The sequence below is a fragment of the Streptomyces sp. NBC_00078 genome (assembly GCF_026343335.1).
Classification (GTDB): domain Bacteria; phylum Actinomycetota; class Actinomycetes; order Streptomycetales; family Streptomycetaceae; genus Streptomyces.
Genome location: NZ_JAPELX010000001.1, coordinates 8,460,166 through 8,482,636, shown reverse-complemented (window position 1 = coordinate 8,482,636; position 22,471 = coordinate 8,460,166). Strand labels below are relative to the sequence as shown.

Below are 22,471 nucleotides of genomic sequence, written 5' to 3'. Positions count from 1 at the left end.
CGACGATCAGCAGGCTGATGCGCCGTGGGGTGCTGGAGGGCAGCCGCCAAGGACGGTACAGCTCCTACCGGCTGACACGGGAGGCCGCCGTCGACCTGTGGAGCGGCGCCAGCTCGATCGCCACCTTCACCACCCAACCCGAGTCATGGGACGGTCGGTGGACACTGATCGCCTTCTCCGTCCCGGAGCAGGAGAGCACGCGGCGGCGCGCACTGCGCACCGCGCTGCGCTGGCGCGGATTCGCGCCGCTGTACGACGCGCTCTGGGTGTCGCCGCACCCGCTGACCCTCAAGGGGCGGATCGAGGTGGCCGACCTGGCGCGGGGAGCGGTGACCGTATTCCGCGCGCGGCAGGAGGAACTGGACACGGAGGCCGACCGCAGCCCGGTCCAGGCGTGGGACCTGCCCGGCATTACCGAGCACTACCGGGCTTTCATCGACCGTTGGAGCGGCTTGCTTGCACACATCACCGCCGACCGCGTCACCGGTGCCGATGCGGTGCGCGCACGGACCGAGGTCATGCACGCCTACCGCCACTTCCCCATTCTGGACCCGCTGCTCCCCATCGGGCTTCTGCCGCCGGGCTGGCCCCGGTCACGGGCGCGGGAAGTCTGCGTCGCGGTGTACGACGGTCTGCTCCAGCCGGCCCAGGACCACGTCCGCTCCGTGACGACCCGATTCGCGCAGGGACCTCACCCCGACATCAGGGCCATACGATCGCCGGCATGAGTGCGGGTATCGGCCACAGCTGACGGCGGGCCGCCGCGAGTGTGATCGGGCGGGCCCCGAAGAAGTCACACCGTGCCTCCTGCGCCTGCGATCTGTCGAATGCGCGTCGAAGACAACAGAGTTGAGCGCCGATGATTGACAGATCGGCACCCGGTCGGGAATGTACCTGTTGAAAGACATGTGGGAACGCTCCCAGAGGCATAGCGCACGACGAGTCGAAGGAGAGGCAGCGCCGTCTCCGCGGAATCGACACCTCCTGTCAGCCAGGCGAGCGGGCGGGCGCCAAGGGCGCTGCTCCCTCAACGGGTCACGGTCCGGCCGGTGTTCAGCGGCTTGCCGCGTCTCTTCGGGCAGGGCCAACCACGCCGATGACCACCACGGGCAGGACCGGAACGTCCTCCACCATGCGCGATTCGCCGAGCCGACCACCCCCACCACTACTCCCCCCACCACCTAGGTCAGTCTCACCGCCGCGGCATCACCCACGCCTCTCCCCGGCACCTGACCGAACAGCGCTCCGCACCCCCCACCAGGAGTCTTCATGACCATGCAACGGCGTAGTCTCGTGACGCTGAGCGCAGCCGGAGCCGCGGGCGTAGGCATGTCCCTGCTCGGCACGGGACACGCAAGTGCCACCGCGAGTGCCATTGCTCCGACCCAGCGGTTCGCGGTCGGCGTACGTCAGTACGCCTGGCGCGCGGCAGCCGCCGGTGGACCACCTACGTCTACTACCCCGCCACCGGTACTCCCGGTCGCTCCCCGGTCACCAGCACCCCCGTCGCCCAGGGCGTTTTCCCGGTCTGCGAGTTCATGCACGGCTTCAGCAGCAGCCCGCAGAAATCCCTGGCGATCATCCGCCCGCTGGCGGAGGCGGGGTTCATCGTCCCCGCCCCCCACTTCGCCAACCTCAGCGGCCAAGACGTCTACAACGGCAACCAGTCCAAGGACGTCTCCGAGGTCATCACCCGGACCCTCGCCCTCAACACGGCCGGCGAGCCGCCGGCCGGCCACATCAACACAGCGGTCGGAGTCGGTGTCTCCGGCCACGCGATGGGCGGCATGACCACCCACGGCCTGCTCACGTCCTGGCCCGGCGCACGGATCACCGCCACGATCCCCATGTCCTGTGTGGACATGGGCAACCCGAGCCTGGCTGTCCGCGCCAGGGTCCTGTTCACGCACGGCGACCGGGACGGAACGTGCCCGATCTCCTCCGCCCGCCAGGCGTTCCGGGAACTGGCCGCCGCCATGGCGTTCCTCACCTTCCGCGGCGACGGCCACAGCAACTGATTCGGCGACTCCCGCACCGTCAACACCTTCGTGGACTGGATGCGGTGGAGTCTGTACGGCGAGACCGCGGCCCGCGACCGCCTTCGCGCCGACGCCACCTCCAGCACGACCACCTGGGAATCCGCCCTGAGCTGAGGAGCAACCACGCACGGCCCGGGTGCGCGCGTCTGCCGTGCTCGCCGTGCATCCGGGTCGTGCAGGATGCGTGGCCACCCACGGGCGCCCGTGAGGTCAGCCGCTGCGCAATCGACTGTGCTCGTTTCCGCGCCAGCGTGGACGCCACCGCCCGAACAGCCGGCGGCTCCGGCCGCTCCCACTCGCACAGATGGATCCGCTTGGGGGCCCGACGCCCTCAAAGACGCAGGAGAGGAAAGCTCATGGTTTCATTAGCAGGGAAGATCAGAGTCATTTTCCTTGCCGTCCTGTTGGCAGTTACCGCATCGGTTTACGGTGCGGCGCATCAGGCATCGGCCGATACCGCGGCACAGTCCAGCGCTTCACAGATCGTGGCCGACATGGGCGCGGGATGGAATCTGGGGAACCAACTCGAAGCCACCACCAACGGATACCCCAGCGAAACAGCATGGGGCCAGCCGACGGTGACCCAGGCCCTCATCGACAAAGTGAGGGCGGCAGGGTTCAAGACGATCAGGATCCCGGTCTCCTACCTGGGATACATAGGGCCCGGCCCGAATTACACGATCAACGCCTCCTGGCTGAACAGAGTCCAAGAAGTCGTCAACTACGCCTACAACAGGGGCCTGCATGTGCTGATCAACATGCACGGCGACGGGTACAAGACCGTCAACGGCTCCTGGCTGATCTGCGATTCGCCTTCCCAGGCGACGATCAAGGCCAAGTACGAGAAAGCTTGGCAGCAGATCGCGAACAGGTTCAAGGACTACGACCAGCGCCTGATCCTGGAGTCCATGAACGAGGAGTTCGACGGGCAGTACGGCCGCCCGACCCAACCGTGCTACTCGAACATCAACAGCTACAACCAGATCTTCGTGGACACCGTGCGGAAAACGGGCGGAAACAACAGTTCGCGGTGGCTGCTCGTGGCCGGCTGGAACACGAACATTGATTACACCGCGGGGAATTACGGCTTCGCGCTTCCGTCCGACCAGTACCGCTCCCCCTCCATTCCCGCAAATGAGCGGCGGATCATGATCTCCGTTCATCACTACAGCCCCTGGGACTTCGCCGGAGAGGAAAACGGCACCATCACGCAATGGGGCCGAGCAGCGACCAACCCATCAAGGACGTCGACCTGGGGACAGGAGGACTATCTGGACGCGCAGCTCAAGATGATGCACGATGTGTTCGTCTCGAAGGGGTATCCGGTGGTGGTGGGCGAATACGGTGCCATCGACAAGTCATCGTTGGATTCGTCGAACAACAGGTATCGCGCGGACTTCGCACGGGCCGTCGTGGCCACGGCCAAGAAATACGGCGCGGCCACCATCTACTGGGACAACGGTGCAACCGATCGGTACGGGTTCGGGCTGTTCAACCGCCGCTCCCTCACGGTCACCCAACAGGGCATCATCAACGCCATCATGAATGGCGTCAGCGGCAGTGTTGCCGGCTCCGGCCTTGCGTCCGGCACGTAGCAGGACCGAATCTCGGCGACGGGTACGTACCTCTGGGTACCTCGTGGGCGCGCAGTTGGGCAGGGTGGCGAAGCGACACGGTGTGCCATCTCGTCAACTGCGCGCCGACCAGCCGGAGAAGTCACGCCAAGCGGATCAAGGCGGCCGGCATGTCGATCATGCTCGACTACATGTTCGGCGACACCTGGAACTCTGTCGGCGTGCAGAACCCGCCCGCGGCCTGGCGGAACATGAACTACAGCCAGATGCGCACCGCGATGACCACGTACGTGAACCAAACCATGACGGTCATGAAGAACAACGACGTGCTGCCCACCTGGGTGCAGATCGGCAACGAGATCAACACCGGGATCTGCCGCCCCGTCGGCGGCGTCTCGAACCCGGCGCAGATGGCCGGGCTGCTCAACGCGGCGTACACACAGGTCAAGGCGGTGTCGCCGAACTCGACGGTGTGCATCCACCTGGCCCAGCCGCAGAAGTACGACTCGATGACGACGTTCTTCAGCCGCTACGCCGCGGGCGGCGGCAAGTGGGACATGTCGGTGTTCTCCTCGTACGGCAGCGCCAGCCTCGCGGGCGGGATCGTGGGGAACATGAAGAGGATCTCCGCGCAGTACGGAAAACCGTTCCTGCAGACCGAGTTCGGCGGTCGTGTGGACCGGGCCTCCTCCACCCAGGCCGCGCTCGTCGCCTACATCAAGGCGCTGAAGGCCAACGGCGGGCAGGGCATCTTCTACTGGGAGCCGGAGGGCATGTCCCCGTTCACCGGCTACAACATGGGCGCCTGGGACTCCTCCAGCAAGCGGCCCACCAGCATCATGAACGGCTTCACCCAGGCCTGAGTGATAGGCGCAGACCTCAACGTGGGCGACCTGAAGTCGCAGGAGGTGGGGCTGTCGTTCGCGATGGCGCTCGCCTGGGACATCGACAGGTGGCGTGCGGAGGACGTGCAGCCCCGGCTGGCCGAGTGGGCCGGTCGCCAGTTCGGCGCGGCGCACGCCCAGGAGATCGCGGAGATCCGGCAGGGCTACTACGAGCTGGCCGCGGCCCGCCGCCCCGAGTTCATACAGAGCGGGGTCTTTTCCCTGGTCCACCACGGCGACGAGGCGGAGCGGCGAATGAAGGCGTACCGGAGCCTGATCAGCCGCACCGAGGCGGTGGCCGGACAGCTGCTGGCGGACCACCAGGACGCCTTCTTCGAGCTGCTGCAGTATCCGCCGACCGGCGCGTACCTGACGAACCTGAAGTTCGTGTGCGCCGACCGCAACGCGCTCGCCGTCAAGCAGGGCCCGCGGCGCCGGGGTGAACACCTTCGCCGACCTCGCCGAGCGGGCCCAGGCCGACGAGGACGCGCTGACCCGCCGCTACAACACCGCGATCGCCGGTGGAAAGTGGAAAGAGATCATCAACCCTTACCCGAACAACGTCCCCAAGGCGCCGCGGGTGCCCGTCGTGACGAGGCGTACCCCGACGAGCGCCGCAGGTCTCGGGGTGGCTGCCGAGGGCAACGAGACGGGCGTCATCCGGCGCCTGCCGTTCTCCTCATACACCCGTACCCGGCGCTTCTTCGACATCTTCAACACGGGTTTCGCCCCGCTGTCCTGGCAGGCGTCCACCAGCCACTCCTGGGTGCGGGTCAGCGCCGGCGCAGGGACCACTACGGATCAGGTTCGCATCTGGGTCAGCGTCGACTGGGCCGCCGCCTCGCTCGGCGCCAGCAGCCCACAGGTGCGCATCACCGGCGCGGGCGCAACAGTGACAGTGCCGCTGCAGGTGGCCAACGACGGCGAGCAGGGTCGGGTTACGGCGACCGGGTTCGTCGAGGCACAGGGCTACGTGTCGATCGAGGCCGAGCACTACGACCGGCTGGTGCCGCGCTCCGGTGCGACCTGGCAGACGGTCCCCGGCCTCGGCCGCTCCGGCGCCGCCGTCATCGGTACGCCGTTCAACGCGGCGCGCATCGACGGGGACGGCCGCACCCTGGCACCCGAGTTGCAGTACAACGTCCGCTTCACCACGACCGGGAGTTTCCCGGTCACCGTGTACCGGCTGCCCTCGCTGGACGAACGCGGCACCCGCCGGCTCGCCATCGGCCTCGATTCCGGCAACCCGATCCTGCTCAAGGGAACGGGTGTCACGTCCAGCACCACTGCGTGGCCGCGCAACGTGGTCGAGGGCATCGAGAAAGTGACCACGACCATAGCGTCGGACCGGCCCGGCGAACACATCGTCAAGCTGTGGATGGTCGACCCGGCGAATGCCATCGATCAGATCGTCATCGACACCGGCGGGCTGCCGGCCACCTACCTCGCCCCGCCGGAACGCTTCCACCCCGTCTTCAATCCCAACCCCGGGCGGTGAAGGCTACGGCGCCTGGCCGGTAGGTCAGACGCGCCGAACTCCTCGCCCACACCGGCCTGACCCCCAAACCCGGCGGCGTGGCAGACGTGGTCGCCGAGGGAGTCCGCCGGCGCAGTTCGCGCGCTGACGAGGTCCCTGGCGGACTGCTCACGAACTGCCGGACTGCGCACGGATGTCAGGTACGGATCAGTGCGCGCTTGCCCGTTACGCCGCCATGCGCCCGCGGGGGAAAACCAGAAAGGGAGGAACCCCGACCGACGCGCGGCTGGGGTTCCTCAAGGTGGTGAGTACCGGTCAGCAGGTGGAGTCGCCCACGCCGTGAACTGCTCGTCTACGCGTCGGCGGACCGCACCCCATCGCGATCACCGTGGATCAGGCGGGTCAACGCTGCAGGGTGAGCAGACCCGGCCGGTACGGCAGTTTCAGGTAGTCGGGTTCCTGTGTGTTGTTGGGGAGGCCCTGGTAGAGGAACTGCAGGTTGCAGGGATCGATGGCCATGGTCTGGTCGGGGTTGACGCGGACCAGATCACCGTGGCTCACGCCCTGGGCCCAGGTGGAACCGCTGTTGGCCTGGCCCGCGAAGGGGCTGCTCTCGCTGCCGGCCTGGACGGTCCACGGACCGTCCAGGCTGGAGGCGGTGAACGAGCGGAAGTAGCGGTTCGTCCCCTGCGCCTCAACGATCATGAGGTACTGGTTCCGGCCCTGGACCTTGTAGACCTGCGGCGCCTCGAACAGAAGGTCCCGTGCGTCGCTCATGACCGTGGTGTACGAGGAGCCGAAGTTGCCCGGGAAGTTCCCGATCGGCATGCTCGCCCGGTAGATCTTGCCGTTGTCAGCGGCGAAGAACAGGTACATGTTCTGGTCGTCGGCGATCATGGTCGGGTCGATCGGGGCGTTCTTCTGGTTCGCGTCGGGGCCGTCGGGGAGGCTGCCGGTGAACAGCGGCTGCCGGGCGGACCAGCCGTTGGGGTTGGTGGGGTCGCTGGACGTGCGGTAGTAGAGCGGCCACTGACCCCACTGGGACACCAGCACCCAGATGTTCTTGGGCGCGAAGTAGAACAGTTGGGGCGCCACCGTGGCGTCGTTCATCTGGGTCTGGCCGGCCGTCGCCATGTCCGACCAGTTCGTGAAGGGACTGAACCCCGTCGAGCCCCACGACGTTCCGTTGGAGGTGGTCGCGTAGACCAGGTGCTTGCCGTTGTACATGGTGGTGGTGAAGTCCTTCAGCGCGACCTGCCCGTTCGCCGGCTGCGCCAGCGGAGCCGACGAGGTCCAGCGGTAGGCCGATGGAAGAGCACACGCGTTGCTCGCCCCGGACATGCCGGTCCACTTCTGGTTGGCGCCGCCTTGGCACGACCAGAGCCGCGCCTCCGTGCCGTTGGCCTTGCCCCAGCCCGAGGCTTCCAGGCACAGCCCGGACCGCACGCCGACGATCGTGCCGTCGGGGTTCACCCGCCACTGCTGGTTGTCAGTGCCGGTACACGTCCAGATCTGCACCGGGGTCCCGGCCGTGGTGCCGCCGCCCCGGGCATCCAGGCACTTGTTGCCGTACACGGTCAGCTGGCTGCTGTCCGTCAACGTCCACTGCTGGTTGATTCCACCGTGGCAGTCCCAGATGTGCACGTTCGCGCCGTCGGTCTGGCTGAAGCCCTCCACATCGAGACAGCGGCCGGAATCAACACCGCGCACGTCGCTGGTGGTGGCCGCCTGAGCCGGGCCGGCGACGAGCAGCGCCGCCAGCGCGGCCAGGGCCGCGACCACGGCGGCGAACACCACCGACGGACGTCTGCGGCTGAAACTACGTCTGGGCATAAGGACCTCGTCATCCTTGAGCAAGCGACTCCGGTTCAGCCCGTCAGAGGCTGTCCGGAGGCGGTGTGGACACGACCCCGGCTGTCCGATATATCGAACAAGGGTCGAAGGGTCGAGCAACCGGATGATTAGGGTTCCGGTGATCAGCGTCAATACCTCTCGCACACTTCGCGGGCAGAAACGTTCGCAGGCTGAAACCAGGCGGCTTCAAGTTCCGTGGTTGTACCGGGTCTTTGGCGTGAGGGGCAGGTAGCAGTGCGCGGGCTTGGTGATCATTACGGACCCCGACCAGGTCGCTCACCTGAGCCTCTGGTTCGGCTTGGTGCCCGACCCGCGCTCGCGGCGGGGCCGGTGGCACTCAGGAACACCGCACTGGCAGCGGTCCGGGCACCGGTGGAGCACGGCTTCGCCCACCTCAATGAACTGGCGCGTGCTCGGCAAGGTCCGCACCGACCCGACGTGGGCGAACGCCCTGGTGAGGCAGCCCACCGCGAGCCGTCGGCCACAGTGTGCTGTTCGAGCGGCCGTCGGCGCTGCTGTCGATCACGGAGCCGGACGACCTCGTCCTCGCGACGCAGGTGGGACTGTCCGGGAAAGAGACGATGCGTCACCTTCACGACCTGATCATGGGCGGGCGGCGTCGTCTCCAGGCCCGCCGTGCCGCTCCCGTCGGTCTGCCGAGGCCCGCCGTCTCCGCGCACGGAGAGCACAGGGGCCATCGCGGCCGCTCCCGCCACGACGGTGGCTCTGCCGACGAAGCGTCTGCGGTTCCACTCGTCTCTCATGGCGGCAGCCCTCCCAGAACCGAGTGTCGAAGCGCTTCACTGGCCGCGAACGCTAACGGCGCATTTCGAACCGAACAAGAGGGCCCACAACAAGAAATCTTCTTGCGTTCCAGCCATTGACAGTCCGCCAGGAGCGATGACAGCGTCGAAGCGCTTCAACACCCCATACCAGCCTGCTTAGAGGTCAGACCGGTTTCTTCGGGCCTCCCCCTGCGACCGAGAGGCATCCCTTCCCCGACGCCGCGCTGCCGATCGGCAAGCGCATCGACGATCTGCTCCGTCGGCTCACCCCCGCCGAGCGGATCGCGCTGCTCCACCAGTACGCACCGGACGTGGCGCGCCTCGGCATCGCCTCGTTCGGCACCGGCACGGAGGCGCTGCACGGCGCCTCCTGGCTCGGCAAGGCGACGGTCTTCCCGCAGGCGAGCACCGGGGCAGACGGGACGCCGGATGGCTCGACGTTGTCAACGCTCACCTCGCAATCGGTTCCCCAACACGCCGTTCCGCCAGTACGTCATGCGCCCCGCCGACGCCACCGGGACGACACAGCAGCCGAGTTGCCGACGAACGTCGAGCAGCCCGTGCCAGATTCAGCACTCACTCGCAGAAGAGGACGACTGCATGAGAAAGCCTTGGGTCCTGCCCCTCATCACGCTGGTCATGGCCGCGCTCGGGATGACGGCGGCAGGTGTGGCACCTGCCTCCGCCGCCTCGAACACGCCCTTGCGGGTCATGCCGTTGGGCGACTCCATAACCTGGGGCGTGGGAAGCAGCACGGGCAACGGCTACCGGGGTCCGTTGCGGGACGAGCTCTCGGCGGACGGCCATCCGCTGGACTTCGTGGGCACGGGGCAGAACGGTTCGATGTCCGACCCCGACAACGAAGGCCACTCCGGATACCGCATCGACCAGATCGCCGCACTCGCCGACGCCTCACTGACCCGCTACCGGCCCAACGTCGTGACGCTGGAGATCGGCACCAACGACCTGGGCGGGAGCTATCAGCCCTCCACCGCCGCCGACCGGCTGAGGTCGCTGGTCAACCAGATCACCGCCGACGTCCCCGACGCGACCGTCCTCGTGGCCTCCCTGATCGTGTCCACCAGCGGCTCGGAGGAGCAGTACCGTGGCGCGTACAACCAGGCCATCCCCCAGATCGTGAGCGACGCGCAGGCCGCGGGCAAGCGCGTCGCATACGTGGACATGAGCAGCCTGACCACGGCCGACCTGGCCGACGCCGTGCATCCCAACGACGCGGGCTACCAGAAGATGGCCGACGCCTTCCACCGCGGCATCCAGACCGCGGACAGCGCCGGGTGGCTGAGGAACCCCGCCCCCGCCCCCGCACGCGTGCAGTCCGGCATCGCCGGCAAGTGCCTGGATGTCAGCGGCTTCGGCACCGCCGACGGGACCGCCGTCCAGATCTGGAGCTGCGGCGACAGCATCAACCAGTACTGGTCCGCCTACACCGACGGCACCCTGCGCTCCATGGGCAAGTGCCTCGAAGCCGCCGGCTTCGGCACGGCCAACGGCACCAAGGTGCAGCTCTGGGCCTGCCACGGCGGCTCCAACCAGGTCTGGCAGCCCTACAACGGCGGCTACCGCAACCCCGCCTCCGGCCGCTGCCTCGACGATCCGGGCTACTCCACGACCGACGGCACACAGCTCCAGCTGTTTGACTGCAACGGCGGCTCCAACCAGAAGTGGACCACTCTGACCGCCGGATGACCCCCGCTCCCGGGACCTGAGCCCCTCTCCGCCCCGGTCCCGGGATTCGAGGGCCGCTCCTGGACCGGCCGGCATCACCACGTCACCCTGGTCACCGCCGCCCACGCGTTCCTGACCGAGCAGCGCCTGGCCCCAAAAGCCGATACAGCGAACTCACCCCTACCAGATCCTCGACGCCATCCGAGAATGATGTCCGATATGTCGAACTTTCGGCTCTCGGTCCCCTTACCCGTGAGGAAGTTGATCTCGTATGTCCTGGCTCCAACACCCCCACAGCCGCCGGGGAGTCATGGCGGTCACCGCCGGCCTGGTCGCGGGCGCCACGCTGCCGGCGATGCGCGCGGCGGCGGCCACGGCGGCCCGGCAGGAGCGGTTCACCAACCCGGTGATCTGGCAGGACTTCGCCGACCTAGAGGTCATCCGCGTCGGCAAGACGTACTACTACACCGGCTCGACCATGCACTACTCGCCGGGCGCGCCCGTCCTGCGCTCCTACGACCTGGTCAACTGGGAGTTCATCGGCCACTCGGTGCCGGTCCTCGACTTCGGCGACGCGTACGACCTCAAGGGCGGACGGGCGTACGTCGGGGGCATCTGGGCGTCCTCGATGCGCTACCGCCCCAGCGACAAGACCTTCTACTGGCTGGGCCAGATCGGCTTCCAGCGGTCGTACGTATACAGCGCCACCGACGCGGCGGGCCCCTGGACCCGGCACGCCGAGATCGGCAGCATCTACTACGACGCGGGGCTGCTCTTCGATGACGACGGCACCCCGTACGTGGCGTACGGCGCCAACGAGATCCGCGTCGCGCAGCTCTCCCCGGACATGCGCACCGAGGTGCGGTCCGAGCACGTGCTCACCAAGCCCGACGAGTTCGGCCTGATGGAGGGCTCCCGCTTCTACAAGATCAACGGGAACTACTACATCTTCGTCACCCGCCCGGCCGACGGCACCGCCGGGCAGTACATCTGGAAGTCCACCTCAGGCCCCTTCGGCCCGTACGAGATGCGGGAGGTGCTGTGGGACCTGCCCCGCCCGATCCCCGGCGGCGGCGTGCCGCACCAGGGCGCGCTGGTCGACACCCCGAACGGCGACTGGTACTACATGGGCTTCATCGACGCCTATCCCGGCGGCCGCATCCCCGCCCTGGCCCCGGTCACCTGGAACGCCGAGGGCTGGCCCGAGCTCCAGCTCGTCGACGGCACGTGGGGCAAGACATACCCCTACCCGGTCACCCAGCACCCGCTCCCGCCGATGACCGGCGCCGACACCTTCGAGGGGACGGCGCTGGCGCCGTACTGGGAGTGGAACCACAACCCCGACACCGCCGCGTTCACCGTCAAAAACGGGCTCACCCTCAGGACCGCCACCGTCACCGACGACCTCTACAACGCCCGTAACACCCTCACCCGCCGCATCCAGGGCCCCGCCTCCACCGCGACCGTCGTGCTCGACTACTCCGGGATGGCGGACGGCGACCGGGCCGGGCTGGCGATGCTGCGCGACTCCTCCGCCTGGATCGGCGTCACGCGGCAGGACGGCGTCAGCAGGCTGGTGATGTTCGACGGCCTGACCATGGACACCAGCTGGAACACCACCGGCACCGGCACCGAGCAGGCCCGCGCCGACCTCCCCCCGTCCGGCAAGCGCGTCTGGCTGCGCGCCACCGCCGACATCAGCCCGGGACCGGGCCGCCAGGCGACGTTCTCCTACAGCACCGACGGCACCACCTTCACCCCGCTCGGCCCAGCCTTCACTATGACCAACGCGTGGGAGTTCTTCCTGGGCTACCGCTTCGCCGTCTTCAACCACGCCACCAAGGCCCTCGGCGGCAAAGTGCGGGTGGAACGCTTCGAGTTGCGCGCGTGCGCGCCGGCGGCGTAAGCGGGCCCTGTGGACACGAACGCCTGGTACCTCGTGGTCAACCGCAACAACGGCAAGGCGCTGGACGTGGCGGGCGTGAGCTCCGCGGACGGCGCCGCGGTCACGCAGTGCGCCCGGTACGACGGGACCAAGCAGTTCCAGTTCGTGGACTCCGGTGACGGCTACTACCGGTTGGAGGCGAGGCACTCCGGCAAGCTGCGGGCAGGACCATGCTCAGGCTGACCTGACGGCTGCCGAGGAGCAGACCGTGAAGACCGCTCAGGTGCTTCGACCGCGTCGGCGACCTCATCACCGGGCAGGAGAGCCGCCCGCCCCACACCTTCCGCAAGCATCCCTTGGAATTGATCATCTAGCGCACCGCCCCTGCGAGGTGCGATGCCAGGGCCCACGCGCAGCTCGCCGCGCGCACGGGCCGACAGGCCCGTGTGCCGAGCGCCGCTTCCCGCGCAAGCCGGCCAAGATGTTCCGTTCAGTCCCCTGCCGGGTCGCCCAGTGCCGCGGCACGCCGTTCGAGCCGATCGAGGACCGTGTCGCCCCACTGGAGGTTCGCCTGCTCCAGGGCGATCCCGCCCAGGAGGGTGAGGTAGGGACCGATGCGCGGGGCGGTGGCGAGGTAGTCCTCCTCGCTGCGGCCGTCCAGCATGCGCTCCTGCATGCGCCGGTAGCGGGCCAGCTTGGCGGTGGCCCGCTCGTGGCGCTCGGCGACCGCGGTCCGTACGGCGTCGAACTCCGCGACGTCTCCGATGTCGACGCACTGGACCTTGACCATCAGCTCGTCCCGCAGGGCCAGCGGCTTGACCGGGGTCTCGCCGACGTAGTCGCGCAGGACCCCGCGGCCGGTCTCGGTGAGCGAGAAGAGCCGCTTGTTGGGGCGGCGCTCCTGCTGAACCACGCGGGCGGAGACGAGCCCCTCGCCCTCCATGCGCTCCAGCTCCCGGTAGAGCTGCTGAGGGGTGGCCATCCAGAAGTTGGCGACCGAGGCCTCGAAGCCTTTCGCGAGGTCGTACCCGGAGGCCTCACCCTCCAGAAGCGCGGCCATCACCGCGTTGCGCAGAGCCATTGGTCCAATTTACCAGCGTGTTGATTAGTCAATACAGCGATTATGGAGCGCCGGTCCGGGCTGCGGCGATCAAGTCAGGAAGGGCCCTCTGTGAACGCGGTCACCGGGAGCAGCGCGGGCGCTTGGCCAGGCGCCCGTCACCGGACGAGCTGCCGCGTACCCGCTGCACGATCCAGGGGCCCAGGAGGGCGCCGAGCCGGAACTGACCGCTCCGTGGCACGGTGCCGTCGTCGGTCCGCCCGCGCCGTACAGCTACGGCGACCGCGACCCGGCGCCCGCCTTCCCCGGGACCTCAGCTCATCGAGGCGCTCCGCCACCTGACGACCCACCTCCGCCGCCAGCCCATCGTGTTGGTGGGCTGCGGCCACTGGACACAGCAGGAACGCCCGGCCGAGGTGAACGCGACGCTCATCGGGTCACAGCCGCATCAGTGCACGGACAGTCCGCCGTCGACGAAGAGGGCCTGCCCCGTGACGTAGGCGGAGGCGTGGCTCGCCAGGAACACGGCTGCGCCCGCGAAGTCCTCGGCGAGGCCGTTGCGCCCGACCATCGTGCGGGCTGCGAGGGCCGCGACCTTCTCCGGGTCGGACGACAGGCGCTCGTTGAGCGGTGTCATCACGAAACCGGGCACGAGCGTGTTGCAGGTGACGCCGTACGGCGACCAGGCCTCGGCCTGTGACCGGGCCAGCGACTCCAGCGCCCCTTTGGAGACCCCGTAGGCGCCGCTCTGGACGAAAGCCCGGTGCGCCTGTTGGGAGGTGATGTGGATGATCCGTCCGAAGCCTCGTTCGGCCATGCCGGGTCCGAATCGCTGTCCCAGCAGATAGGGCGCCTCCAGGTTCACCGCCATCGTGGTGTCCCAGGCCTCCTCGCCCAACTCCCCCATCGGCGGCCGTAGGTTGACGCCCGCGCTGTTGACGAGGATGTCGGGTTCCCCGAAGGCCTCGGCCGCCTTCTCGGCCGCCGCGCGCACACCGTCGCGGGTGCCCAGGTCGCCGCTCACCCACGCCGCCCGGCAGCCGTCGGCCGTCAACTCTTCGACCGTGGCGGTCAGTTCCGCCTCCTTGCGCGCCACCACCACGACGCTCGCCCCGGCACGAGCGAGGGCTCCGGCGATCGCCCGCCCGATGCCGGAACTGCCGCCGGTCACCACGGCGACACGGCCGTCCAGCGAGAACAATGCGGAGAGGTACGTCTGCGAGGTCATGTCCGCACCCTAGACACAGCACCCGCCGTGCCGCGGCCCAGGATCCCGGCGGGCGGCGACCGTCAGGGCCGAGCCGGTGTCTCAGGCGGCGGTGTAGCCGAGTTTGGCGCCTCACATACGGGTCGGTGCGCGGGTTGTTGGCGTACGGCGCCGATCCGAACCTGTGGGAAGACCACGGACCGGCGGTGTGTCGGCGCCCTCGTCAGGAGTCGAGGTCGTCGGCGAAGTGCCGGAAGCCGTGCCGGTTGTGGTGCATCTCCCAGAGTGCGTCCGCGAGGACGACCGGATCCTTCCTGTGGTGCCCGGGGATGATCGCTCCGGGGATGATCAGCTGGCCGACGTGGATGCCCTCGCCGGCCAGCGTGTCGTGCAGAAGATGGCCGTACGCGCTCTCCGCGGCGAACGCGATGGACGTGCCGGCCCGGTCGGCGTGCGGGACGACCGCGCTGCCGCCGTTGACGAACAGGACGGTGCCTCGGCCCAGCGCGCGCATGCCGGGCAGCACCTGCTGGACGGCGGCGACCGGCCCGTAGACGGAGAACTCGATCGGTCCGACGAGGTCGATATGGGTGGTCTCCAGCACCGGAAGCATGAAGTCCGGCTGCGGGACCGGGCTGTACTGCAGGACCTCGATCGGGCCGAGCTCCGTGTGCGCCGCGTCGAGGGCTGCGACGAGGGACTTCAGGTCGCGTACGTCGGCGGCGTAGCCGCGTGCCGTGACGCCGGCGTCGGCCAGGTCGGCGGCGAGGGCGTTCGTCCGCTGGAGATTGCGGGAGACGAGCGCCACGTCGAAGCCCTCACTGCCGAAGCGGCGGGCGACCGCGGCGCCCAGACCCGGTCCGGCTCCGATGACGGCAATGGTGGTCATGGCTCTTCCTTTGTCCGGACGGTCACTTCTGTGTGCTCGGGCTCAGGGGCACGGCGGCCACCGCGACGACGACCAGCGGCACGATCGAGATCGCGAGACTGATCCGCATGCCGTGCAAGAACCCCGCCGAGGTGGTGATCAACGCACTCTGGACCGCCACGGCAAGGGCGCCACAGAGTTGCCTCCATGTGTTCAGGACACCACCTTCGACACCGGCCCGCTCCCCCGGCACGGCATCCGGCAGGTCCGCCGCCAGGGAGGGCACCGCCGGCCCGCCGCCGACGCCGACCGGGACCATCAGCGGAGCGAGCAGTCACACCGTCACGGGCGCCGGGACCAGGGCCGGTAGCCGGCCCGGCAGGCGGTGGCTGGGCACGAAGATGGGAAGACCTCCGTGATCCCCCCCCAGCGGTCCATTACTGTAGTTCGGCGGTGCGCCGTCCCACGAGCACCACACCGGCCGCCGTCCGTTCGTCCACGAACTGCGCGACCAGCCCCGGAGGGCAACCCGAGCCGGTCCCCGTGTCGGTGTCGGCCCATTTCCATGAGCTGTGGACCCGGCAGGACGCCGCTGATCATCGGCGCTGTCAGGTCCCGGCGGCCGGGGCGGCAGAGCCCAGCAGCGAGGAGAGTGTTTCGGTGAAGGCGGTCGCCGAGTGGTCGGCATGCTCGCGAATCCTGGCGGCGATCGCCTCGGCTCCCCCGCCCTCAACGAGGTGGGTGATCCGGTCGATGCGGCGCTCGTGGGCTTCGCGGGTGTCGGGGAGGGTGGAGAGATAGAAGTCCGTCGCGTCGTAAGCCAAGTGGAACACGTGCTTCTTCACGTCGCTCAGCGTCAGGTAGTCGTCGTCGGTCGTCGGGACCGGTTCGGGAGCGCCGACACACACCACGGGCGTGCCGGCGCCCCATGCGTTGACGCACAGGTGGTAGGTGTCCGTGATGACCAGCCGATACCGAGGCAGGACTCCCACCAGGTCGCCGAGTGTGCGGTCACCGGGGCGGGTCGCGATGTCGCTGGTTTCGGAAGGGATGTCCCGGTCGAACCAGGGCAGCCATTCGAGCGGTGCCCCGAAGCGATCGGAGAGGTCGCGGCAGAAGGCGGGCAGCCAGGAGGGGATTCTGGTGCGGGCACCGAGGAACACGCCGATGGCACCGCCGTCCGGGACCTCCTGGGACCAGTCCGTGGTCGGGAGGTGCCCGAGGTCGCCCGGGCGGGACAGAAGCGCAGCGTCAGAACCGAAGTAGTCGGTCGTACGGTCCCCGCGCAAGTGCGCGATCTTGGCCGCGGAGAGCGGATCACGCACCCAGACCCGGCGACTGCGCTTCATCAGGCGTGAGAACGGCGGACCGTAGTCCTTGTCCTCGTAGTCGGACTGCGTGTTGTGCAGAATTGTTCCCCCGTAGCTGAGGGTCCGCTCGAGGAGCTCGTCCGGCTGGTCTGCGAGCAACAGGGTCCGGTTCAGCAGGGACCGGGCGGCGTCACGGTCATCGGCCAGGCCGAAATCGAGCAGGCGGTTTGTCGCGTCCTGCGCCAGGTAGTGCCGCGTGTGCAGGAAGTCGCCCCAGAAGACGACCGCGTCGTGGTCGCGCAGCTCGTCGAGGTGCTCGGCCAGGGGTTGGAAACGGAACGGGAAGTCGACACCTCGCGCACACTCCCGCAGTGGCACGGTCTCCGGTGTGTGAAGGGTGTACCAGCTGGCGTCGATCTCCGTGTCCATACGGCGTCGCAGGGATTCGAACGCCAAGTCGACGGTCACCATCCCGGTGTTGCGGTACCCGATGTTCGGCGCGGTGATGACGGCGACGCGTGCCATGTGGCCCTTCCCCCCTGTTCCCCTTGTCCGTTGCCGGCGCCGTCGAAGTGGCGCCGGCCTGTGCCAACGTACACGTCGGTGACGGCCCGAAGGCGGTCTGCCCCTGGGCCCCGGAACCCGCGGTGCTTGCTGGCCCGACGAGCACTGTTCACGCATCCAGCCTCGTGTTGATCATGGATCCGTCCGTCGACGCCTTCCTTCCCCCTCCCTCCGCCCAAGACGGTTCGCAGCCCTCGACCCGCCTGCGCGGCGATGTCCCCAAGCGCGCGAACACGACCTTACTGAAGATCATTCCGGTCCCTGACGGCGTGGACGTCGGAGCCGATACGGAAGATCACCATCACCAGCTCGAAGGTAATGCGATACACGATGAGCCAGAGCAGTGCCACCAGGGGTCCGAAGACGAGGACCAGAATGCCCAGGCCCGCGGAGTAGTGGAAACCCTCAATGGCCCAGACGATCCAGCTGATCCCGATGAGGATCGTGATCACCACGTACGCGAATTTGATGACCTTGGGTGTGACGAAGGTGGTGAAGCCGAAGTCGAACAGACCTGCAAAGAATCCTTTCGCGGGCGTCGGCCGCGGGCCGAGATGCGACGGTGGAGTGCCCGGTGCTGGTGGCGGATAGGTCGGCGGCGGCGGCGATCCGGAAGCGGAGGTGTGCTCCGGAGAGGTGGCCGTGGCGTCGCCGGGAGCGGGTTCAGGCTGCCGGTGGCCGCATTGTGGGCAGAAGACGTCGGCCGGCGTGGTCGAGGCGCCGCAGTTCGGGCAGTTCGTTCTTCCTGGCATCATCCGCTCCTCACGTCGCGGACCGAGCGGCGGCGACAGTTGCGCTGGGCGGTAGGCCTTCGGCCCGGCGGGGTGCGTACGCGCCCGGCTTGGCCTGGGCGAAGAGATTGAGCCTGAAGGTGAGGGCGTCACCCGGGGCTGTCTGGTGGGCAGTTCAGTTCCGTTGGTGGTCATTGCCGCTGGATGCTGGCCGCGACGATGACGCCGCCGCGGACGGTGTACGTGCCAGCGAAGTAGCGGTGCGTTCCGTCCGTCTGTGTCGCGTCGAGCTCGATCTCCACTCTGTCTCCGGCGACAGAGATGACGGTGACCGCGTCGGAGGCGGTGCCCTCGAATCCCTTCACGAAGGCCGAGTACGCCCCTTGGGTGAGGTTGCTGCCTCCAAGCCGCCAAGCACGCTTGAAGTCACCAGAGTTGATGGCGGCGAAGTACGCCCTAACGGTGTCTGCAGGGCTGGCCTTGATCGATGCCGAGGGCGAACTGAGGCTGGTGGCCTGCGTCGGAGTCAAGCTGGGCGGTGGCTCGGTCGGCCTTGGTGTGAGAGTGGCGTCGGTGGTCGGCGAAGGGGACCACGTCGTTGGCACGGTGCCCACAGGCTTCTCGGAGTCCGAGCTGGTCAGGTGGGTGATCCCGAAGTAGGCCCCGCCACCGATGAGGACGATGACGAACGCAGCCGCGACGATGGCGAGCGGACGAGGGCCGCGCCCGTGCTTCTGCGGACCAGTCGGTGGCTGCACCGATTCTCCCGGGCCCGCGTCTTCGGGTCCCGGAACCGCCCATGGGGCGCTGCCCCCGAAGTCGGCGGGTGTGGGCCGACCGTCGGTCACCGGGGCGGCGCCTGCGCTGGGTGGCAATCTGATCGGAGGCAACGGCACCCCACACACGCTGCAGTAGGGCGCAGGATTGACCTCGTGACCGTTGACACACGTAACGACCATGGGAGCGCCGCAGATCGTGCAGAACTTGGCCGCCGTCCTCTCTGGCGGCGCAGCATGTCCGTTCGTACAGTGCCGTTCCGGCTGGCCTGTCATCGGTAGCCCCGAGGTGATCGAGGATCTTCCTGGTTCTCATGCTGCGCCTTCGACGTGGCAGCCGCATCTGCTGCCGTCGACGATCCCGTCCCACCCTCTCCGACATAGCCAGCAGAAGGCCCCGAGCATCGGCAATCCGCCCTTCGGGCATACCAGCAAGGCGTACGACGCGGGGCACTTCGCGAAGGCGGCCGTCCTGTGCGAGCGAGCCGGGGCCGAGCGCGAGGTCGAGGTCGGGGCGGCTTGCAGGCCGCGCTCGAAGGCGCGGCCCGGTCTCTACCGCCTGGAGCGATTCGATCAAGGCCAGGGTGTGGCAGACCGCGCGGATCGCGGCCGGGCAACCGGCCACCTCGCTGCAGGATCTGTGGCAGCGGGCACGCCCGTCGCTGCCGACCGCCCAGCGGGTGATCCAGATCGGCGCGCTCGGGCCGCTGCAAGGGAGCTGACCCGGAGGGATCTCCTGCTGCTGCGCGAGCTCGGCGCCACGGACGCCGCCCACCTGCAACGGCTCCGCAGCTCAGGCGGCGTGTCGAACTTCTCGTGCGCGGGGCAAGGTCGGTGCCGGGAGCGACGGCCTCGTCGATCGCGTCGAGTACGTCGGCGGGGAGCACGGTGTCCGCGGCGGCGGGTTGCGCGTGCAGGTGGTCCGTCGTGCGGGGCCGATGAGCGCGCTCGTCGCGGCGGGGTGCGCGGTCACGAATCCGAGTGCGAGCTGGATCATGGTCAGGCCGGCTCCGTCGGCGATCTCGGCCGACCGCTCGACGGCATCGAGCCCAGTCGTCGCTCTCCGCAGCGGTGAGGACGTCTCGGTCACCGAGGCCGGCGGGACCGCAGCCCGGCGGCAAACGACGGCGACCGTCGCCGCTGCCGCGTCGGCCGTGTCAGGCGTATCGGCTATAGCGGACGCATCGGGTGAATCGGTCGGCAAAAAAGCGAAGGCAAGGAGTTCCCACTCCTTGCCACTTTTAACTTATAGCGCACTGGGGGGCTTGCGGCAAGGCCCCGGTCATGGCGCAGAATCGCAGGCCGAGGCCAGAATCTGCGGGAACGGGAGATCCAAGTAGTGCATGCTTTGTTGTCGGTTCATGGGGCGCGCGGTGCCGTCGAGCCCCGGGCGGGAGTCGCGCCGCGGACGCGCGCGCCCGGCGCCGAGGTGCCGCCGCGGCTGTGCGCGTCGTCGGACCCCGCGGGAACGACCTCAGATCGGAGCCGATGACATGAACCCCCTCACCACCAGTGCGTTCGATCTTCCCGACCGTCTCTCCGCCAAGGCCGACCCGACACTGACCGGCCGCGACGAGCAGCACTTCGCAGCCATCGCCCAGTGCCTCGAGCAGACGATCGCCGAACTGTCCGACCGCCTCGACGCCGAACTCAGGGCGCCCGCCGGTATGGGCCAGGAGGCGATGGACCGGGACATCGAGGTCCACCGGCTGAACAGTCGGCTGCGTACCCTGCGCCGCTTCGGCCTGGACCTGTGTCTCGGGCACATGGTCCCCGCGGACGACCCCGAGCCCGTCTACGTCGGACGACTGGGCCTGACCGACAGCGAGGGGCGCCGGCTGCTGATCGACTGGCGTTCCCCGGCGGCCGCGCCTTTCTTCGCGGCGACCCACGCCAGTCCGATGGGGCTGGCCAGCCGCCGCCGGTATCGCTGGACCCGCGGCCGGATCAGCGACTACTGGGACGAGGTGTTCACCGCCGACGGGCTCGAAGGGCACGCCGCGCTCGACGACCAGTCCGCCTTCGTCGCCAGCCTGGGCGCCAACCGGTCGTCCCGCATGCGGGACGTGCTCGCCACCATCCAGGCGGACCAGGACGCCATCATCCGGGCGGGATCGCGCGGCGCCCTCGTCGTCGACGGCGGCCCGGGCACCGGCAAGACCGTCGTCGCCCTGCACCGCACCGCCCACCTCCTCTACGCCGACCCGCGCCTCGGCCACCGCCGCGGCGGTGTGCTGTTCGTCGGCCCGCACCGGCCCTACCTGGCCTATGTCTCCGACGTTCTGCCCAGCCTCGGCGAGGAGGGTGTGCAGACCTGCATCCTGCGGGACCTCGTCCCCGAAGGGGCCTCGGCGGCGGTCGAGACCGACCCGGACGTGGCCCGCCTGAAGTCATCCGCGGGCATGGTGAAAGCGATCGAGAAGGCCGTCAGGTTCTACGAGGAACCGCCCACCGAACCCTTGACGGTCACGGTCGACCACACCGACATCCCGCTGAGCGCGAACGACTGGGCCGAGGCCTTCGACGCACCGGAACCGGGTACCCCGCACAACGAGGCGCGCGACCAGGTCTGGGAGAAGCTGGTCGAGATCCTGCGAGACAAGTACAACGGCGACGTCCCACCCGACCTGTTCCGCAGGGTGCTGCGGCGCGACGAGGGGCTGAACGCGGCGCTCGGCCGCGCGTGGCCGATGCTGGAGGCGGCCGACGTCGTAGGAGACCTGTGGTCGGTGCCCGCCTATCTGCGCATGTGCGCTCCCTGGCTCGGCCCCGAGGACGTACGGAAGCTGCAGCGCGCGGACGCCCAGGCCTGGACGGTGTCGGACCTGCCGCTGCTGGATGCGGCACGGCAGCGGCTCGGCGACTCGCGGGCGTCCCTGCGCAAGCGCCGTCACGAGGCCTCGGTCGCCGCCGAACGCGCCTACCGGGCCCAGGTCACCGAGAACCTGCTCAGGACCGATGACGACTGGCAGGGCATGCTGATGTCAATGCTGACCGGGCAGGACCTGCAGAACAGCCTGGTCGACGCGGACACCCCGCCCGACACCGACCCCGACCTGCTCGCCGGCCCCTTCGCGCACATCGTCGTCGACGAGGCACAGGAACTGACCGACGCGGAGTGGCAGATGCTGCTGCTGCGCTGTCCGTCCCGCAGCTTCACCATCGTCGGGGACCGTGCCCAGGCCAGGCACGGGTTCACGGAGTCGTGGCAGGAGCGCCTGGAGCGGGTCGGATTCGACCGGATCGACGTGGCCTCGCTGAGCATCAACTACCGTACGCCGGAAGAGGTCATGGCCGAGGCCGAGCCGGTCATCCGGGCCGCGCTGCCGGACGCCAACGTCCCGACCTCCATCCGCAGCAACAGCCTCCCCGTCCTGCACGGCTCCGCTGCGGATCTGGAGTCGGTCCTCGACACCTGGCTCGCCGCGGAAACCGAGGGGATCGCCTGCGTCATCGGCGACCCCACGTTCCGGGCGACGCCCCGCGTGCGGTCTCTGTCACCCGAGTTGTCGAAGGGGCTCGAGTTCGACCTGGTCGTGCTCGTCGACCCGGAGGCGTTCGGCGAAGGCATCGAAGGCGCGGTCGACCGCTATGTCGCGATGACCCGGGCGACCCGGCAGTTGGTCATCCTCACGAGTTAGGGCCTGTCGTTTGTCGGGCCGGGCCGGGCTGTGTGGAACGTTCATTCCGGCCGGCCCGATCGAGGTCTGGTGCGTGCAGCTGCAAGGCGGTGGAGGGCGTCGACGCGGAACGTCGCAACCGACGGACAAC

The 22,471-nt window shown here is 68.7% G+C and carries 19 protein-coding genes and 4 pseudogenes; 14 read left to right on the top strand and 9 right to left on the bottom strand.

Going from position 1 to position 22,471, the window contains the following annotated elements:
- The first annotated feature begins 17 nt into the window (after positions 1-17).
- From OOK07_RS39430 to OOK07_RS39410, 6 genes and pseudogenes are all read left to right on the top strand, one after another.
- Positions 18-728 carry a PaaX family transcriptional regulator C-terminal domain-containing protein gene (locus OOK07_RS39430; RefSeq protein ID WP_266801409.1) on the top strand — a complete coding sequence of 237 codons (711 nt, stop codon included), beginning with the start codon at positions 18-20 and terminating at the stop codon, positions 726-728.
- A gap of 690 nt (positions 729-1,418) precedes the next feature.
- Positions 1,419-2,018: an alpha/beta hydrolase gene (locus OOK07_RS39425; protein ID WP_266802251.1), complete on the top strand. Its 600-nt coding sequence runs from the start codon at positions 1,419-1,421 to the stop codon at positions 2,016-2,018.
- Positions 2,019-2,395: 377 nt separating this feature from the next.
- Positions 2,396-3,634, top strand: coding sequence for a glycoside hydrolase family 5 protein (locus OOK07_RS39420; protein WP_266801408.1), 1,239 nt, complete (start codon positions 2,396-2,398; stop codon positions 3,632-3,634).
- A gap of 80 nt (positions 3,635-3,714) precedes the next feature.
- Complete coding sequence (locus tag OOK07_RS39415) at positions 3,715-4,476, top strand: glycosyl hydrolase 53 family protein (protein ID WP_266801407.1); 762 nt, start codon at positions 3,715-3,717, stop codon at positions 4,474-4,476.
- A pseudogene (locus OOK07_RS43540) lies at positions 4,477-4,686 on the top strand (glycosyl hydrolase 115 family protein); the annotation flags it as partial.
- Between the two features lie 250 nt (positions 4,687-4,936).
- Complete coding sequence (locus OOK07_RS39410) at positions 4,937-5,995, top strand: hypothetical protein (protein ID WP_266801406.1); 1,059 nt, start codon at positions 4,937-4,939, stop codon at positions 5,993-5,995.
- A 381-nt stretch (positions 5,996-6,376) separates the two neighbouring features.
- Here the strand turns inward: OOK07_RS39410 and OOK07_RS39405 are convergent, their stop codons facing one another.
- Positions 6,377-7,807: a non-reducing end alpha-L-arabinofuranosidase family hydrolase gene (locus OOK07_RS39405; protein ID WP_266801405.1), complete on the bottom strand. Its 1,431-nt coding sequence runs from the start codon at positions 7,805-7,807 to the stop codon at positions 6,377-6,379.
- A gap of 1,406 nt (positions 7,808-9,213) precedes the next feature.
- Between OOK07_RS39405 and OOK07_RS39400 the strand changes: the two genes are divergently transcribed.
- From OOK07_RS39400 to OOK07_RS39390, 4 genes and pseudogenes are all read left to right on the top strand, one after another.
- Complete coding sequence (locus OOK07_RS39400; RefSeq protein WP_266801404.1) at positions 9,214-10,320, top strand: ricin-type beta-trefoil lectin domain protein; 1,107 nt, start codon at positions 9,214-9,216, stop codon at positions 10,318-10,320.
- Positions 10,321-10,365: 45 nt separating this feature from the next.
- A pseudogene (locus OOK07_RS43870) lies at positions 10,366-10,502 on the top strand (IS701 family transposase); the annotation flags it as partial.
- A gap of 68 nt (positions 10,503-10,570) precedes the next feature.
- On the top strand, positions 10,571-12,205 hold the full coding sequence (locus tag OOK07_RS39395; RefSeq protein ID WP_266801403.1) for a glycoside hydrolase family 43 protein: 1,635 nt from the start codon (positions 10,571-10,573) through the stop codon (positions 12,203-12,205).
- Positions 12,206-12,214: 9 nt separating this feature from the next.
- On the top strand, positions 12,215-12,427 hold the full coding sequence (locus tag OOK07_RS39390) for an RICIN domain-containing protein (RefSeq protein ID WP_266801402.1): 213 nt from the start codon (positions 12,215-12,217) through the stop codon (positions 12,425-12,427).
- Between the two features lie 247 nt (positions 12,428-12,674).
- Here the strand turns inward: OOK07_RS39390 and OOK07_RS39385 are convergent, their stop codons facing one another.
- On the bottom strand, positions 12,675-13,265 hold the full coding sequence (locus tag OOK07_RS39385) for a PadR family transcriptional regulator (protein WP_266801401.1): 591 nt from the start codon (positions 13,263-13,265) through the stop codon (positions 12,675-12,677).
- Between the two features lie 199 nt (positions 13,266-13,464).
- Here OOK07_RS39385 and OOK07_RS39380 point away from each other — a divergent pair.
- Positions 13,465-13,744: pseudogene (locus tag OOK07_RS39380) on the top strand (hypothetical protein); the annotation flags it as partial.
- Here the strand turns inward: OOK07_RS39380 and OOK07_RS39375 are convergent.
- From OOK07_RS39375 to OOK07_RS39350, 6 genes are all read right to left on the bottom strand, one after another.
- Positions 13,693-14,472, bottom strand: a complete 780-nt coding sequence (locus tag OOK07_RS39375) for an SDR family NAD(P)-dependent oxidoreductase (protein ID WP_266801400.1) — start codon at positions 14,470-14,472, stop codon at positions 13,693-13,695. The pseudogene OOK07_RS39380 and the gene OOK07_RS39375 sit on opposite strands and share 52 nt — an antisense overlap.
- Before the next feature lie 202 nt (positions 14,473-14,674).
- A complete protein-coding gene (locus OOK07_RS39370; protein ID WP_266801399.1) occupies positions 14,675-15,340 on the bottom strand; it encodes an SDR family NAD(P)-dependent oxidoreductase in 666 nt (221 codons plus the stop codon).
- Positions 15,341-15,362: 22 nt separating this feature from the next.
- On the bottom strand, positions 15,363-15,638 hold the full coding sequence (locus OOK07_RS39365) for a hypothetical protein (RefSeq protein ID WP_266801398.1): 276 nt from the start codon (positions 15,636-15,638) through the stop codon (positions 15,363-15,365).
- 289 nt (positions 15,639-15,927) lie between these two features.
- Positions 15,928-17,154, bottom strand: coding sequence for a polysaccharide pyruvyl transferase family protein (locus tag OOK07_RS39360; protein WP_266801397.1), 1,227 nt, complete (start codon positions 17,152-17,154; stop codon positions 15,928-15,930).
- Positions 17,155-17,432: 278 nt separating this feature from the next.
- Positions 17,433-17,948, bottom strand: a complete 516-nt coding sequence (locus tag OOK07_RS39355; protein ID WP_266801396.1) for a DUF4282 domain-containing protein — start codon at positions 17,946-17,948, stop codon at positions 17,433-17,435.
- A 167-nt stretch (positions 17,949-18,115) separates the two neighbouring features.
- A complete protein-coding gene (locus tag OOK07_RS39350; RefSeq protein WP_266801395.1) occupies positions 18,116-18,289 on the bottom strand; it encodes a hypothetical protein in 174 nt (57 codons plus the stop codon).
- A 73-nt stretch (positions 18,290-18,362) separates the two neighbouring features.
- Between OOK07_RS39350 and OOK07_RS39345 the strand changes: the two genes are divergently transcribed.
- Together OOK07_RS39345 and OOK07_RS39340 are read left to right on the top strand one after the other, a co-directional pair.
- Complete coding sequence (locus OOK07_RS39345) at positions 18,363-18,584, top strand: hypothetical protein (RefSeq protein ID WP_266801394.1); 222 nt, start codon at positions 18,363-18,365, stop codon at positions 18,582-18,584.
- Positions 18,585-19,284: 700 nt separating this feature from the next.
- On the top strand, positions 19,285-19,422 hold the full coding sequence (locus OOK07_RS39340) for a hypothetical protein (protein WP_266802348.1): 138 nt from the start codon (positions 19,285-19,287) through the stop codon (positions 19,420-19,422).
- A 67-nt stretch (positions 19,423-19,489) separates the two neighbouring features.
- Here the strand turns inward: OOK07_RS39340 and OOK07_RS39335 are convergent.
- Positions 19,490-19,763: pseudogene (locus OOK07_RS39335) on the bottom strand (aldo/keto reductase); the annotation flags it as partial.
- Positions 19,764-20,193: 430 nt separating this feature from the next.
- On the opposite strand from OOK07_RS39335, the gene helR reads away from it, so the two are divergent.
- A complete protein-coding gene (gene helR / locus OOK07_RS39330; protein WP_266801393.1) occupies positions 20,194-22,341 on the top strand; it encodes an RNA polymerase recycling motor ATPase HelR in 2,148 nt (715 codons plus the stop codon).
- Positions 22,342-22,471 lie beyond the last annotated feature (130 nt).